We start from the raw sequence: 15912 nt of genomic DNA, 5'->3' as shown, positions 1-15912 counted from the left end.
AACGCGCCGTGGACCGACCAGTACTCCCTGGCCCGTCCGGCCGCTTCCGGCGAAATTCACGACCTGCGCAACCCGCAGGAAGGGTTCCACCTCAACTCCGATCCGAACCAGGACCGGAACTTCGCCGACTCGACCCTGTACCTGGGGAACTGGCAGGTGACGGTGAAGCGCGGAGCGGGCGGTTCGACCCCCGGCTCGATCACCAGCGGCGGCCCGAACGAGGACCTCAACGGCAATCGCCGTCTGGACGCCGGTGAGGACACGAACGCCAACGGCCTCCTGGACCTGGGCGGACAGACCTACGCCCTCCTCGTGGCAGGGCCGGTGGTTCTCGCCGAGGCGGCGCCGACGAAGGGCCCGACGGCCTTCCCCGTCAGCAGCATCTCCCTCGACAAGATCCGCTACTACTGCTCCGACTCGGCCGTGGCCTCGATTTACGACTCCACCGCCGGCGCCGGTGCCGCACGCTCCACCATCTTCACGACCTTCTCGGTCAGGAACGCCGCCGGGGCCACGCTGGACTCGGAGACGAGCATCCTCTTCAGCGCGGGAGCCTCCACGGGCGTCACGAACTCCGCCGGCGTTCCGGTCCGTCTCGGAGCCGCTCCCGTCCCGAACAACGGCATCCTGGAAGCGGACACCGGCATGTTCGTGTACGCCACGTACGCCCCCCCCGGGCAGGCGCCCGTGTCCGCAGGCGGCCAGGTGAACTGCTCGCCGAACTTCATCCCGGGCTTCTTCGCCATCCTCGGGAACAACGCGATCGGCGATCAGAACCAGATCAGCAACGGCTGCGACAACGACGAATTCCTGGACGCCGGTGAGACCGTGACGTACGGCATCGCCCTCAGCAACCGCGGTCGCAACCTGCTCGGCGGTGAAGACTTCGCGGACGTGACCGCCACGCTGACCCCCTCGGGGCCGGGCGCGGCCGCCATCCGCGTTCTCGATTCGCCCAAGAACATCGGGCGCATCCCGCCCGGCGCCACGAACGGCGTCTTCTTCCACGTCTTCGTCGACCCGGCGTTGATTCCTCCTGTAGCGAGCCGCCAGGTCACGATGACCCTCTTACTCGATTCGCTCACCGCCGGCCAGAAGCTGAACCGTCAGTCGTACGTCTTCCAGAACGTCATCAACGCCGACCGGGAGACGCTGAGCTACTCGACCGACTTTCCGGCGGGCGGGCGCGAAGTGCGCGACCTGAACCGCAACCTGCTGATCGACCGGCCTGATGTCGTCGATCCGTTCAAGCTGTTCGTGCTTCCGGACGAGGACAAGACCTTCTCGACCATGTTCATTCCCGGAACGACCATCGGGGGGACGCCGACCGTCACCAACATCCTGGGTGAGGACCTGAACAACAACGGCGCTCTGGACCCGGCCGAGCCGGACATCATCCCGAACGGCACGCTGGACCGAGGCATCCTGTTCGCGGGCTCCGGTCCGTCGAGCGCCGACAAGATTCCCTGGAGGTTCGACAGCACCAGCGGCGGCTGGGTGCCCATCCGCCATCCGGGGAGTACCGCATTCAACATCTCCTCCAATCCCATGTGGGAGTACAAGACCTCCGGGCTCTGCGGCTTCCAGACGAGCCTGGGTACCTCCTATGGCATGTGGCACACGGGGGACGGCGACGCCTCCACCCCGGGTCCGAGCGCGACGGCGTGCGACAACTACGCGATCCCGAACAACGCCGCGACCGAGGCCCGCGCCGAGTTGACGTTCGACATCCTGGATTCGCCGATCATCGCCAAGGTTCACCAGCAGAACGACTCGCGCGGGTTCGCCTATGGCGTCGAGTTCCAGCGTTTCGGGGTCAACCTGAACGACCAGGTGATCAACGCGGCCTACTCCGGCGGCGGGATCAACATCGACAACAACGCCGATGATGATACGGTCAACTGCTTCTTCTGCCAGGTGCTCGACACGTACTACACGCGCCGTGCGGGCGGCTGGGCGTACAACGTGATCTCCATCTCGGGCGGCGACCAGTACTTCGCCAACGGCGAGGGGATCGACCAGTTCAGCACGGACCCGGCCCAGAGGACGTTCGGACCCCTCGTCGACCCGAACGGCGGCACGCCGATCGATGGCGGTGGCGAGACCGGCTTCAGCGGGTTCACGCAGAACACCAATCCGGACAGCTCGTCGCCGATTCCGGCGGCGCCTCCCGACCTCCTGAAGTTCCCGCTGCCCGGCGCGCCGGTCCCCGGCGTCTGCACGGGCGGCCCGACACCGGGCGGTCCGTGCCAGTCGAGCGCTGACTGCGGCACCGGCGGCACCTGCACGCTGGAGTCGGTCACCGTCGCCGGTCCGGTCCGCAACTTCGACTGGACCCTGGTCGGATACGAGGGTGGGTTCGCCTCCGAGAACCTCGCCGGAACGGCCGCTCCCGAGAACTCCTTCTTCTGGACCGGCCCCGGGAAGACCGGCGGCAACCGCTGGGAAATCGGCATCGGCTTCTATTCGACGGAAAGCACCGGCCTCATCGCCGATTATGGATTCGGCGTGGACGACGTCGTCTTCGAGTGGGACGAGTTCCACCCCGTCGACGAGAGCGCCTTCGTGCCGGCGCACACGCCTGCATGCAGTCGCTTCGGCACCCCGGGTAACCCGGCCGGCGGCCAGTGCGGCACCCTCACCGTCGATCGCACCGACGTGTACGAATGCGACGAAGCGGTGACGGTGGAAGTCTTCGACGCGAAAGTGGCGGGCGCTCCGAGCGTCCAGGTCATGATCGTGACCGACAGCGACTCGGTCCAGTTCGCGACCATCCGCTTCTCGGTTCTGACCCCGAACGCCAAGCGATACACCCTGCTGGCGGTTCCTGGCCAGCCCGGCCTGTTCCGGGCCTCCATCCCCTTCTCGACGGTGAGCAACAACTCGACCAACGTGTTCACCAATCCGGGCACGGATGGCCAGTTCATCGCCTACTATCTCGACACGGGGTGCGACGGCGACCGCGACGGCCAGGTGAATGAGTCCCAGTTCGACAACCTGGACGGTGACGGCGTGAACGCCTCGGTCGACAACTGCCCGTTCACCTACAACCCGCCCGTCGCCGGAGTCCAGCCCGATGCCGACGGCGATGGCGTGGGCGACCTGTGCGACAACTGCGTGAACAACGCCAACCCCACCCAGGCGGACGTGGGCAGCAACGACGGCGTCGGCGATGCCTGCGATTTCGACGACGAGGACGGTGATGGCGTGGCGAATCCGGCCGACAACTGTCCGGATCTCTTTAACGCCCTCCAGGAAGGGCGCTGCATCTACAGCCCTGCCGCGCCGATCACGCCCTGCCTCATCCTCGATGCCAGCGACCCGGATGCCGATTGCACCGCCGCCCCCGGAGGACACTGCGACCTGAGCCGCGGGTTCGCCTGTGCCAGCCCGACCGCCGACCTCGACGCCGACGGCCAGGTGGACGCGAACGACAACTGCGTGCTGGGGGCCAACGCCAACCAGAAGAACACGGACAACGACAAACTGGGCGACGCGTGCGACGGTGACTGTCTCGGGATTAGCGTGGTTCACATCTGCAGCAACGCCCCGGGGACAACTTGCACGGCCACCTGCACGGGTGGGACGACGCCGGGTGCTGCGTGCCATGTGAACACCGACTGCGGCGGCGGGGGCGTCTGCACGAGCAACTGCACCGGCGGCGGAATCTGCCAGGATGCCACGCGGCACAGCCCTGCGACGGCCTGCGCGACCGTGGATGACGACGCCGACATCGACAATGTCGACGATGCGAGCGACAACTGCGCCGACATCTACAACGCGGTGATCATCCCGGGCACGAAGCGGCAGCTCGACACCGACCGCGACGGAATCGGTGACGCCTGCGACCCGGCCGGATCGCTGGACGACGATTTCAACGGCGTCCCGGACGACCTGGTCACGTTCCAGGGGTCGGTCTCCTGCCGCGTCCTGCCTCTGGCGCGGTACTCCGTGCTGGCCGCCAATTACCTGGACCTCGACGGCGACCACGACATCTTCCCGGACACCGGGGAGACCGGCCGCGTGTCGGTGCAGATCCAGAATACCGGACCGGCCCTGACCAACGCCAAGTTCACTCTGCTGTCCTTCGACTCGGATGTCGCCTGCATCACGCAGCCGACCCTGTCGGTGGCGAATTTCGCAGCGGGGGCGGTCATCACCCTGGGCTCCACGAGCCCGGCGGCTCCGCTCAACTCGGTCTACCAGTTCCGGGCCAGCGACACCCTCGCGACGCTGCCTCTGAATCCGGCGTCGCAGGTCGAGCTCTGCCTGTCCGTCGTCGCCGACCAGACGCTCGGTACCGCGGCACCGGTCTGCTTCAACCTGCTGGCCGACCTTGACTTCCCTGCGCTCACGCAGGTCTTCGTCAATGGCCCGGACAATCTCCCCGGAACGTCCGATGACGGCACGATCCTCGAGACCTTCGACCTCGACCGTGACGGCGACGGCGACATCGACGTCAACGATTCCTTCCGGTCGCTCGACCAAGGAACGGGGCAGACGTATCACGGGTTCTACATCCGCGGCGCCGCCGCTGCCCTCAGCGCAGACACTCTCGCAGTGACGCCGTGCGGCGGATACACCGAGCCCGCCGCCGGGAACCCGGGGTGCGTCCTCGATCCGGACTTCCCGATGGACTGGCATTATCACTGCCCCCCGACCGCCACGAACTGCCCGAATACGGAAAGCGGCGGCGGAGTCGCCGGGACCAGCGGTTGCGCGGGCGGCTGCACGTACAGGACGCCGGCGGACGGCCAGCGGGCGCTCACGGCTCCCAACTCGATGCACTGGGGAGCGCACTTCGATAACGTCCAGTTCTCGCAGGGGGACACGACCCACTTCCGCCAGATGTCGGCGTTCGTCTCAGCCCCGATCAACCTGGCGCTCTTCCCGCGCCCGGGTGACCTCGAGTTGTCGATGTTCCACATCGCCGACTTGATCGCGGCCAACCACGGCGTCTCGGGCCCCCTGGGCACGCTGTGCGCGGACTGCGCCAACGTCCAGGTGCAGGTCGATCTGGATGCGGACCCGGCGAGCGACGTCTGGGGCAACTGGGACAACCTCGTCCCGTTCCAGGGCGTCTACGACTACACCCAGGGCGCCTACAGCCAGTTCGCGCCGATCGGGCGCTATTGCCGCTTCACCCCGAACGACACCGGCTCGGCGGCACCCGCTCCGCGCGGCGTCCACGAAACGATGTGCTTCCCCCAGGGCGCCTGGGCGTTCTGCGGCACCACGAACGGCACGACCCCCGCGTCGACCGGCAAGAATCCGGGCGGCTGCGCAACCTCCGGCGTCGTGGATCCGTCCGGTGCGGGCGTCTGGGTCCAGACCAAGTTCAACCTGGCTGGGTTCCTCGGCCAGCGGATCCGGGTCCGCTGGATCGGAACCGCCTGGATGTTCGACGCCACCTCCGAGTCGTACTACGAATTGGGTGGCAACTGGTCGACCACGGATGCCGATGACGGCTGGTGGCTGGACAACATCCAGGTCACCGGGGCCATCACCGGCCAGCGGTCGCTTCTGCCGGATACCGGGCCGATTCCGCCCGGCTCCTGCCCGGCATCTGTTAACAACTGCAACGAGAGCGCAGGCACCGACAAGGGAACCACGCCGGTCATCAAGGTCACGGATCTCGATGGCAACCTGATCCGGCGGGACGGGGTCGGGATCGCCTACGCCCCCGCGGGCACACCGATCCGGATCAGCGCGGCCGATTCGACGATAGACGGCGGCTGCTTCAATGGTGCTGCGCAGTACCAGTTCACGAAGAACGGCCAGCTGGTTCAGGATTTCAGCGCCAAGACCTTCTACCAGGACACCATGGCCCCCGGCGCCTCGTATAAGGTCCAGGTTCGCTGCTCGAGCGATTTCAGCTGCACCAGCATCAACGGTGCGACGACCACGTCGATTCCCTACGTCGACGACCTCGACTTGAACGTTTCGCACGGGAGGTCTTGCACGGGCAACCCGTGTAAGGCATGCATCGCCGATGCCGACTGTTCCCCCTCCTTCGGGACTTGCGCCCTCGCCGCGCCCATCACCACTTTCTGTTGGGCGTCCACGGACCAGGCTGCCCCGCTTGCCGGCTACGATCTCTTCCGCGGCACGGTGACGGACGACGGCTCGGCGGGGACTGCGAACCTGCCGGATACGATCCTGGCCTCACTGGCTCCCATCACGACGCTGTCGTTCCCGCAGCCCTCGGGTTGCAATCTGCCCCAGGTGCTGCCGGCCGGCAGCACGGTGAGAGCTACGCTCAATATCGTGACTCCGGCCAATACGGTCCAATACTTCCTGGTCGGCCACAGAAACACGACCGCCGGCGCCAGGACCGTGCTCGGCTTGAGGTCGAACGGCACGCCGCGTATCTCCCCGATCAGCTGCCCATAGCGGGTTGACCGGCCGCAGTTTCAGGGGGGGCCCTCGGGCCCCCCCTTTTTTTTGTGAGCAGGCTCGACGAGCGCGCCGACGATGGGAACGGATCAGTCCGTCAGAGCGGGGCCGAGGCCTTCCCAGCCTTCCCTCCAGCCCAGGCAAACGGCGGGCAGACGCCTGCCTGCACGGTTGGAGTGGATTGTCCCGTTCTTAGAGAAGGCGCCTCTGGATCGTCCCAGGGCGCAGGCCGAGGTGCTCGATCGCCGGCGGGGTGATGCGGCGCCCGCGGGACGTCCGATCCAGGAAGCCGATCTGCATGAGGTACGGCTCGTAGAGCTCTTCGATGGTGTCCCGCTCCTCCCCGAGCGCCGCCGCGATCGTGTTGATGCCGACCGGCCCGTCGTCGAACTTCTCGTGGATGGTCAGGAGGATCTTGCGATCGAGCGGGTCGAGGCCGTAGCGATCCACCTCCAGGCGTTCCAGGTGACGCTCGGCGACGGCGCCGGTGACCCGCCCGTCCTCCTCGACCTGGGCGAAATCCCGCACCCTCTTGAGCAGGCGGTTGGCGATGCGCGGCGTGCCGCGCGAGCGGCGGGCGATCTCCGCGGCCCCCTCACGGTCCACGGGAATCGCCAGGATGCCGGAGGAGCGTTCGACGATTTTCACGAGGTCGTCTGCGGGATAGAAGTCCAGGTGGTGCACGATTCCGAACCGATCGCGGAGAGGCCCTGTGAGCAGGCCAACGCGGGTCGTGGCGCCCACCAGGGTGAAGCGGGGCAGGTCGATCTTGACGGTCCGGGCCATCGGCCCGGCCCCGATGATGATGTCGATGCGGAAGTCCTCCATCGCCTGGTAGAGGATCTCTTCGAGCGACGGCTGCAGACGGTGAATCTCGTCGATGAACAGGATTCCGCCCGCCTCCATGTTGGTGACGATGGCGGCGAGGTCCCCGGCGCGCTCGATGGCGGGCCCCGAGGTGCTCCTCAGGACGGCCCCCATTTCATGGGACAGGATGTGCGCGACCGTGGTCTTCCCGAGCCCGGGAGGCCCGTACAGGAGCACGTGGTCGAGCGGCTCCTTGCGACCCAGAGCGGCCCTGATGAAGACCCGCAAGTTGGCCTTCATCTTCTCCTGGCCCACATACTCATCGAGCGATCGGGGGCGCAGGGTGAGATCGGCGCCCCGGTCGTCGACCTGGGGCGTCGGATCGAGCAGTCTGTCATCCCCATCGCGGCCCGTGGGGGGCGCCGGAATGACGGTCGGGCGCCTTCCCCTGGGGCGCGGACGCTCCGGTTCCTTGTGCAACGTCAGCCCTCCCGGGAGGTCGAGCCGGCGACGCCTTCCGGACGGAGCGCGCCGGTGGAGCCGATCAGCGCGAGAGGATCTTGAGGGTCTCGCGCAGCAGGGCGTGAAACGGTGGAGGCGTCGCCCGCGGACTCTCGAGGACGCGGCCCGCCGCATCGGCGGCGACCCGGACATTGTAGCCGAGGTTCACGAGCGCCGAGACCAGATCCTGGCGTACGTCGGAATCGGAGGTTCCGTTCCCGCCGGCGCGCCCGCCGCCGTCCGCCCGGGCCGCCAGGGAATCGATTCGGTCGGCCAGGTCGACGACCATCCTCTCGGCCGTCTTCCGTCCGACTCCCGGCACCGACGACAATCGGGTCACGTCGCGCCCCCGCACGGCCTCGATGAGGTCCTGCGCTCCGAGGCCGGAGAGGACGGCGAGGGCCGTCCGCGGCCCGATGCCGCTCACGGCCAGGAGACGCGTGAACACGTCCTTCTCGAAGCGGGTGTGAAAGCCGAAGAGCGCCAGGGCGTCCTCGCGGACGTGCGTGTGGACATGCAGCTCCACCCGGCTCCCGGGCTCTCCCATCTCGCCGTAGGTCGACAGCGGAATGGAGACCTGGTACCCGACACCCCCCACGTCCACGACCGCCGTTCCCGGTTGCTTGTCCACGAGGGTCCCGCACAGACGCGCGATCATCCGGACCCTCCCTCACCTGTAAGGCAGGCTGTCGAGCGGACGCCCCTGTTCGATCTCCGCCTGCAGCCGCCGGGCGTCCGCCTGCCGTGGGTCGATCTTGAGGGATTCACGCAGGACCTCCAGCGCCTCTTCGCTCCGGCCGTTGATGTGCAGGGAGTAGGCCAGGCCATTGTAGAGGAGCGCCACGCGCATCCCCAGCCCTTCGGCCTCTCTCACCAGCCTTCTTGCTTCCTCGACATCATGCCGCATCCCGTGAGCCACGATCAGGTTGGTCCGTGACTCCACGTTGCGCGGCTCCTTCTCGAGGGCTCTCCCGAGGACCGCCACCGCGTCGTCCAGGCGTCCCTCCTGCAGGTCCAGCGATCCCAGATTCGCCATCGCCCCGACGAGGTCGGGCGCCAGTTCGAGCGTCTTCTCGAACTCGAGCCGGGCCCCCCGCAGGTCTCCCTTCCTCCTGAGAACGAGACCCATCCAGTTGCAATGCATCGCCGAGCGGGGGTTTCGGAGCAATGCCGCCTGGAGGAGCGGCTGCAGCTCGGCGCTGCGGCCCTGCCCGTCCAGGAGGGCGAACAGTTCCTGCATCGCCGCGACGGAAGCCGCATCGATGACGAGGGCACGCCTGAGCGCGGCTTCAGCGTCCCGCGGGCGTTCGAGGGCGGAGTATAACACCGCGAGAGCGACCCGCAGTCCAAGCTCGCGCGGCCCGCCCGTGCCGTGGCCCGGCTCGAGATCCCTCAGATAGGCGAGGCCATCGGCAGGACGGCCCATGCGGACGAAGAGCTCGGCGACTTTCAGGAGGGCGGGAAGGTCGTCGTCCTTCTCCAGCCGGACGGCGGCTTGGATATACGCCAGGGCCTGATCGAGGTTCCCCCGGGCCTCCTCCAGGAGGGACATGCCGGAAAGGGCCTGGATGGACTTGGGATCGAGCCGGAGCGCCTTCTGAAATTCCGCCTCGGCCTGATCGAGATGTCTCTTTGCGAGGTAGACCGACCCAAGGTTGGTGTGGTACAGGAGCGTGGGGACCCCGGCCTGGGAACCGCCGCTTGTGGGCGCCGGCGGGCCCCCCCCTTTCGGGGGGGCGCCGCCGCCCGGGCCCGGAGCGCCACCGCCTCCTCCGACGTAACCCAGACCCCTCAGCTGCTCGACCATCTCCTCTTCTGCGGCGTCCCCTCCCGTTGCCGCGCCTTCCCCGTCGACCGCCCCTCCCCCGGCGGCCGAGGCGGAGGCGACCCGTCCAGGGCTGACGGGCGCCTGGAGCACCTCATAGGACGGGACCTTGACCACGGGGTGGGCCGAGACAAAATCGTCCGCCATGGCCGCTTCTATGACCTTTCCGGGCATGTCCTCGGGCACAGGCAGACCGAGAAGGTACAGCAGGCTGGGAGCAATGTCGTACAGCGTGACGGTCGGGATGTCTCCCGGCTTGATCAAGGGGCCGTGCGCGATGAACACCCCCGCCAGGTCGTGCCACAGCCCCGGCCGCCCCTCGATGAACGGCTTGACGTCCCGCGGGCGCCTGCTTCCCGAGGAAAAGCCATGATCGGACATGACGATCACCGTGCGATTCCCGGCCTTCCTCAGGATTTCACCCAGGATGGCGTCCTGGTAGCGGTAGAACTCCGGCACGGCGTCCTTGAATCGCCGGTAGTCTCCTTCCGTGCAGAGCGCCGTCCGCGGAGGGGCGCAGTGGGCGAACCGGTGATTGACTTCGTCGACCCCCTGAAAATAGACGGCGACGAGGCGTGCCTTCCCGTCGTCGCCCCCGTCACGCTCCAGAAGATCGAGGGCGATCCGGCGGTAGGTCTCCGTGGACGCCAGGACCCGGGTCAGGACGTTGATCGATTCGTCGATCTCGGAGACGCCCGCGCGGCGGGCCGCGGAGGCACGCGCCTGCCTGAATTCTCCGGGCGTGACGTGAGCGAACCGGGCGACCTGGTCATAGGTCACCGCGGCGGTCGTGACCCGCATCGCCTCGATGGCGGAGGCATAGTCCGGAGGGAACACGGCGCTCTGCTTCTGCCTCGGGGCCGACAGATCGAATGTGGAGTAGGCGACCCGGTCGGAGACCAGGTGACCCCTGATGGTCTCCGCGGGCCAGGTCGCCCACCAGGCGATGATGTCGGAGCTGAGCCCCGCCTCGGTCAGGATGTTCCAGATCGCCTTGGTCTTCCTGAACGTGGAGTCGATGGGCACCTGGCGCCCCGTGCGCGGGTCCACGACCAGGAAATCGTTGATCCCGTGGCGGTCGGGGGCCTTCCCCGTGGCGACGGTCGTCCAGAGAAGCGGCGAGAGCGTCGGGACGCTCGACCGCAGCCGCGCCCTCGCGCCTTCCCGCTTGAGCCGGGCCAGGTTGGGCAGGCTCCCCTCGGCGATCATCGGGTCGATCAGGTCCCAGTCGGCGCCATCGATGCCGAACAGGAGGATGCGGGCTCCCGTCTCCACGCGCCGACCGAAGATGGCCTGGCGCTCGAAGGAGGCGAGCACTTCCGGAGGCGCCACCGGGTTTCCCAGGGAGAAGTCGATCCGCGGCCCGAGCCGGTCCTCGAGGACCTCGCGCACCGCGGCTTCCAGGGAATCGTTCGCGGCGCCGGACGCCAGATCGTAGGTCCCCGTCGCGGCCGCCCCCTTGCGCAGCGGCTCCTCGACGAGGGCGCGCAGGGCGGCCGGCGCGCCGCCGGCGCCCCCGTCGCGATGGAGAGACAGAAGGGCCTGAGGATCCGGCCTGGCCCGCACGCTGTACGGGAGGTCTATCGAGCTCCCCTCCTTCGAGGCGGCTCCGAGCGTCGCCTGGACGGAGACCGCTCCACCCGGATAACGTCGCGCGCTCTGAAGGAGCGGCATGCGAAGAGACCAGCCGTGGGCGCGCAGGTCGGGCGTGCCGCCGCCGCGCCAGGAGACGATCGTCACGTCCCCCTCGCGGACGTGCAGGATGGAACCGGCTGCCGCTGCCGCGACGCCCGCGACGACGATCGCGAGACCGCCCGCGCGCTTCAGGGTCATGGTCCGGCCGATCCGGCTGGCGGCGGCGCGGGCTCAGGCTCGCGCGGCAGCCTCCCGGATTCCTTGAAAGGGGATCGAGTGGGCATGGCAGATGGCGACCGCAAGCGCGTCGGAGGAATCCAGGGGAAGCAGCGCGTCCCGCAGCCCCAGCAGGAGCCGGACCATCCGCCGGACCTGCTCCTTCTCCGCCGCGCCGCTCCCGGTCACCGCCTTCTTGACGAGGCGCGGAGAGTACTCGTACACCGGGATCCGCGCCCGGAGGAGCGGCAGGAGCGCGGCGCCGCGGACGTGGCCGAGCTGCAGGGCCACGCGGCTGTTGCGCGCGTGGAAGATGTCCTCGACGGCCGCTCCGTTCGGAGCGACCGTTCGGACCAGCGTTTCGACAGCCGAGGCGATGTGGGGCAGGCGGTCCAGGAAGGGAAGACCTCGCGGAGGGACGATCGTGCCGTGCGCCAGGGCCCGCAATCGTCCGCCGCGGATTTCGACGACCCCGTAGCCGGTGGAGCCGGACCCGGGATCGATGCCCAGGATGAGCATCGGTTAGGACGCCGCCCGCTGCTCGGTGATCTCGGCCTCGTCGATGTCGAAATTGGCCCAGACGTTCTGGATGTCCTCGTGCTCTTCGAGGGCCTCCATCATCGAAAGCAGCTGCTGCGCCTTCTTGCCTGCGAGGCGCACGGTGTTCTTCGGGACCATCGAGACCTCCGCCGAGGCCACCGGAATGCCGCGTCCCGCAAGCACTTCCTTGACCGCATGGACGCGCTCCGGCGGCGTCAGGATCTCCCAGTTGTCGCCGTCGTCCCGGACGTCGTCCCCCCCCGCCTCCAGGACCACCTCGAGGAGAGTCTCCTCGGAGGCCTGGTTCTTGGACAGGACGATGTATCCCTTCTTCTCGAACATCCACCCGACACAGTTGCTCTCGCCGAGGTTGCCGCCGAACTTGGTGAACAGGTGGCGGATCTCCGGCAGGGTCCGGTTGCGATTGTCCGTGAGGGCCTGGACGTAGACCGCCACGCCCCCGGGGCCGTACCCTTCATAGGAAACCTCCTCGTAGGAGACCCCGGGCAGCTCTCCCGTGCCCTTCTTGATCGCCTTCTCGATGTTGTCCTTCGGCATGTTGGCTGCCCGTGCCGCTTCGAGGACGGTGCGCAGGCGCGGGTTGCCTTCGGGATCGCCGCCGCCGGTGCGCGCCGCCACGGTGATCTCCTTGATCACCTTGGTAAACACGCGCCCCCTCTTGGCGTCGGTCGCCGCCTTCTTGTGCTTGATGGTGTGCCACTTCGAGTGCCCGGACATGAGGTCCCTCTGATGGTCGACCCGGCGCTCCAGCATTCTATCGCGAGGCCGGCCGAAAAGTGAAGAAGCCCGCGGGGAATCCCACGGGCTTCTCTAGTTTATCCCGGCGATGTCCTACTCTTCCACGCCGTTGCCAGCGCAGTACCATCGGCGCTGGAGGGCTTAACTTCCGTGTTCGGAATGGGAACGGGTGTGACCCCTCCGCTATGGTCGCCGGGAAACTCGATGAATCCGGGGAGGACTATAGCACAACACGTCTAGAAAGTGAACTTGAAACCGACCCCCAGGGAAAAACCACCCATGCGGATCTTCCCGCCCTGGATGATGTACGTATCGGCGGCATTGTCGTTCACCGTCGTCTGGACATTGTTCCGGTCATAAATCAGGTTGCCATGAGTGTCGCGGGCGGGTATGCAGTCTCCGTTCGCGTCAGTCCCGTTGCATCGTAGCCGGGCCTGCAGGAACGGCGGGCAGCCGGACTCGGTGAGGGTCTCGAACGGCCCGAGCGTCTGCGGACTCTGCGAACACCCCTCGGGCCAGACAAAATTGAAGCGGTCGTAGGTCAGCGGATCGCTGGGATGGTCGTCCTCGATGCAGCGCGGGTTCCCCACGCCCTGGGGCGTCGAGCAGATGTCGATGCCGTAGACCAGGAACCGGTCCAGGTATCCGTTGCCATTGGTGTCCTCGGTGTCGAACCCGTCGTCCCCGTCGTCCGAGGTCCCCAGGATCCCGTCGGCGTTCTCGGGGATGCCGTTGGGCCCCACGTTGGCGAGCTGGTTGTGGCGGCAGAGCGGGCAATCGATCCTCAGCGCCTCGTCGATGTCGCGCGATCCGGGCAGCAGGCGGTACAGGAAACCCTCGTCCTCGCAGTAGTTGAACTCTCCACCCGGTCCGTCGCACCTCGTGTCCAGGTTTCCATTCATGTTCTTGTCTTCGGTTTCGAGGTAGCCGGAGTTCCTGCACATCGACGTCCCGTCCGGATATTCGGGGCAGATGTCATCCTGAAAGTGCTGATTGGCCGGAACCCCGTAGTCCTCCCACAGGTACGGACCGCTCGCCGGATCCCCGGGGTCCAGATGGTGATCCGGGTCAATGGCCGCGTCCGGGTAGGACGGGTCGTCGTTCTTGTACAGTCGCCTCATCAGGAGCAGGCGGCCGCTGTCCGTCACGCCGAACAGCACCTGATGGGCGCCGTCCGTCCTGATGTCGAGCGCGCCGCTCGTCCAGACGTAGCGGGCGTCCACGTAAACCGAGAAGTGGTCGGTGGCGTAGTAGTCGACACCGCCCACGGCATGCCACTCGTACGCGTTCCGGACCTGGGCCTGCATGGGACCGGGCGTGAAGTCGTTGCACCCCACGCCTTGATTGGTCACCGGGTCGTAAGGGAATCCCTCACGATTGCAACGGCTGACGGTGAACTCCCCTTCGGCGGCCGTCGCGACACGCAGGTTCGAGACGAGATCCGCCGCTTTGTTGAACTGGCTGCTGGTCGTCAGCTTGGTCATGATGTAGCCGAAGCCGGCACCGATGTACGGATCGAGCGGGCTCTCCGGTCGGAAGCGGATCAAGCCGCTCAGGTGAATCGGAATCTCCCGCAGCTGCCCCACCGGAAGAAAATTGTTGTGCAGGTGATTGTTCGCGAGCTGGGGCGTATAGTCATAACACCTGCCGTCGAGGGTCGGTCCGCACTGGACTTCTACGGAGGCGTTTCCGCCGTTGCCAAGCAACCCCTGGTGCGAGTCCTTGTTGAAGAACTCGATATTGCCCACCGGAGCCTCGAGGTACGAAACCGCCGCCTCGAGGGCGAGCCAGCGCGTCAGGCCATAGCTGGCGCTGAAGTCCAGCTTGAAATCGTCGCGAATGCTCGGCTGGTTCAGGATGTTCGCATCCGGCCTCTCATCGACGTAGGCGACCGATGCGAGCGAGCCGTCCGCGCCCCTGGTCGTTGTCGCATAAGCGATATCGGCGTTGCTGCGAATGTAGTCGACGGTCGCCATGTACGACAGGCCGAAGCCGAACTGCCATTTGCCCTTGGTGTCTTCGGCAAGTGCCTGGGAGAGGGGTACCAGAGAGCCGATCGCAATGAGTGCCAGCAGACCGCTCGAAACCTTCTTCAATGGCCTCATAAACCCTCGGTTGTCTTCATTTAACTCTCGGATGAGCCATGCACAGGATACGACGAAGCGCGATGTCGATCAACCGGTTTCTGCGCGGTTCGCTGTACGTATACAGCAGTGGGGGAACGCCGCTGCATCGGAATTGTAATCGACGACTGTCCAGGGGAGCTGGCTCCTGCCGGCCGCTTCCGGGGTACGGTAGGCCGGCCGGGAAGGGAACCCGGTCCTGACAAACGATCCGGTAAACTCGCAAAGGCGGGGCGAGATATGGTCAAGCCTCACGGCCGATTAGTACCGGTCAGCTGAGTGGGTTGACCCCACTTACACCTCCGGCCTATCAACCTGGTCATCTCCCAGGGGCCTTTAGTCCGCCCGAAGGCGGAAGGGATACCTCATCTTGGGGAGGGCTTCGCGCTTATATGCTTTCAGCGCTTCTCCTTTCCGGACATAGCTACCCAGCGCTGCTCCTGGCGGAACAACTGGTACACTAGAGGTCCGTCCATCCCGGTCCTCTCGTACTAGGGACAGATCCCCGCAAGTATCCTGCGCCCACACCAGATAGGGACCGAACTGTCTCACGACGTTCTAAACCCAGCTCACGTACCGCTTTAATGGGCGAACAGCCCAACCCTTGGGACCTGCTTCAGCCCCAGGATGCGATGAGCCGACATCGAGGTGCCAAACCTGGTCGTCGATGTGAACTCTTGGACCAGATAAGCCTGTTATCCCCGGCGTACCTTTTATCCGTTGAGCGACGGCCCTTCCATACGGGACCGCCGGATCACTAGGGCCTACTTTCGTACCTGCTCGACTTGTGGGTCTCGCAGTCAAGCTCCCTTGATGCCCTTACACTCTACGGCTGATTTCCAAACAGCCTGAGGGAACCTTCGCGCGCCTCCGTTACACTTTAGGAGGCGACCGCCCCAGTCAAACTACCCACCTAACAATGTCCCCCGACCGGCTGACGATCGTGGGTTAGAACTTCGGCGCGATAAGGGTGGTATTTCACTGGTGGCTCCACACAGCCCGAAGGCCATGCTTCAAAGCCTCCCACCTATGCTACGCATACCAGGCCAAAATTCAGTGCTAGGCTATAGTAAAGGTGCACGGGGTCTTTCCGTCTAGGTGCGGGAAACC

At 66.4% G+C, this 15912-nt stretch carries 7 protein-coding genes and 2 rRNA genes (1 of these 9 cut by a window edge); 1 reads left to right on the top strand and 8 read right to left on the bottom strand.

Annotated elements, in window-relative coordinates; translation table 11 throughout:
• Nucleotides 1–6393 (top strand): thrombospondin type 3 repeat-containing protein (locus tag VGV60_00755; GenBank protein HEV8699781.1); only part of this gene is annotated, 6393 nt, incomplete at its 5' end.
• 195 nt (nt 6394–6588) lie between these two features.
• Here VGV60_00755 and ruvB read toward each other — a convergent pair.
• The 8 genes from ruvB to VGV60_00715 all read right to left on the bottom strand — a co-directional run.
• Nucleotides 6589–7593 (bottom strand): Holliday junction branch migration DNA helicase RuvB, encoded by a 1005-nt coding sequence (ruvB, locus tag VGV60_00750; protein HEV8699780.1) that lies wholly within the window; start codon nt 7591–7593, stop codon nt 6589–6591.
• Between the two features lie 154 nt (nt 7594–7747).
• Entirely contained in the window at nt 7748–8362 is a 615-nt protein-coding gene (gene ruvA, locus VGV60_00745) for a Holliday junction branch migration protein RuvA (protein HEV8699779.1), read from the bottom strand.
• Nucleotides 8363–8374: 12 nt separating this feature from the next.
• The gene (locus VGV60_00740) at nt 8375–11362 is read right to left on the bottom strand and encodes an alkaline phosphatase family protein (protein ID HEV8699778.1); all 2988 of its coding nucleotides are present in this window, start codon (nt 11360–11362) and stop codon (nt 8375–8377) included.
• A gap of 33 nt (nt 11363–11395) precedes the next feature.
• The gene (gene ruvC / locus VGV60_00735; GenBank protein ID HEV8699777.1) at nt 11396–11899 is read right to left on the bottom strand and encodes a crossover junction endodeoxyribonuclease RuvC; all 504 of its coding nucleotides are present in this window, start codon (nt 11897–11899) and stop codon (nt 11396–11398) included.
• A 3-nt stretch (nt 11900–11902) separates the two neighbouring features.
• Entirely contained in the window at nt 11903–12658 is a 756-nt protein-coding gene (locus tag VGV60_00730) for a YebC/PmpR family DNA-binding transcriptional regulator (protein ID HEV8699776.1), read from the bottom strand.
• Between the two features lie 101 nt (nt 12659–12759).
• Nucleotides 12760–12876 (bottom strand): 5S ribosomal RNA (gene rrf, locus VGV60_00725).
• 39 nt (nt 12877–12915) lie between these two features.
• The gene (locus VGV60_00720; protein HEV8699775.1) at nt 12916–14784 is read right to left on the bottom strand and encodes a hypothetical protein; all 1869 of its coding nucleotides are present in this window, start codon (nt 14782–14784) and stop codon (nt 12916–12918) included.
• A 258-nt stretch (nt 14785–15042) separates the two neighbouring features.
• Nucleotides 15043–15912: ribosomal RNA gene (locus VGV60_00715) — 23S ribosomal RNA — on the bottom strand (it continues 2160 nt past the right edge of the window).

This window comes from Candidatus Polarisedimenticolia bacterium (assembly GCA_036001465.1).
In the GTDB taxonomy this organism is placed as follows: domain Bacteria; phylum Acidobacteriota; class Polarisedimenticolia; order Gp22-AA2; family Gp22-AA2; genus Gp22-AA3.
The sequence above is the reverse complement of the archived record's forward strand: the minus strand, read 5'-3'. Positions and strand labels throughout refer to the sequence as shown.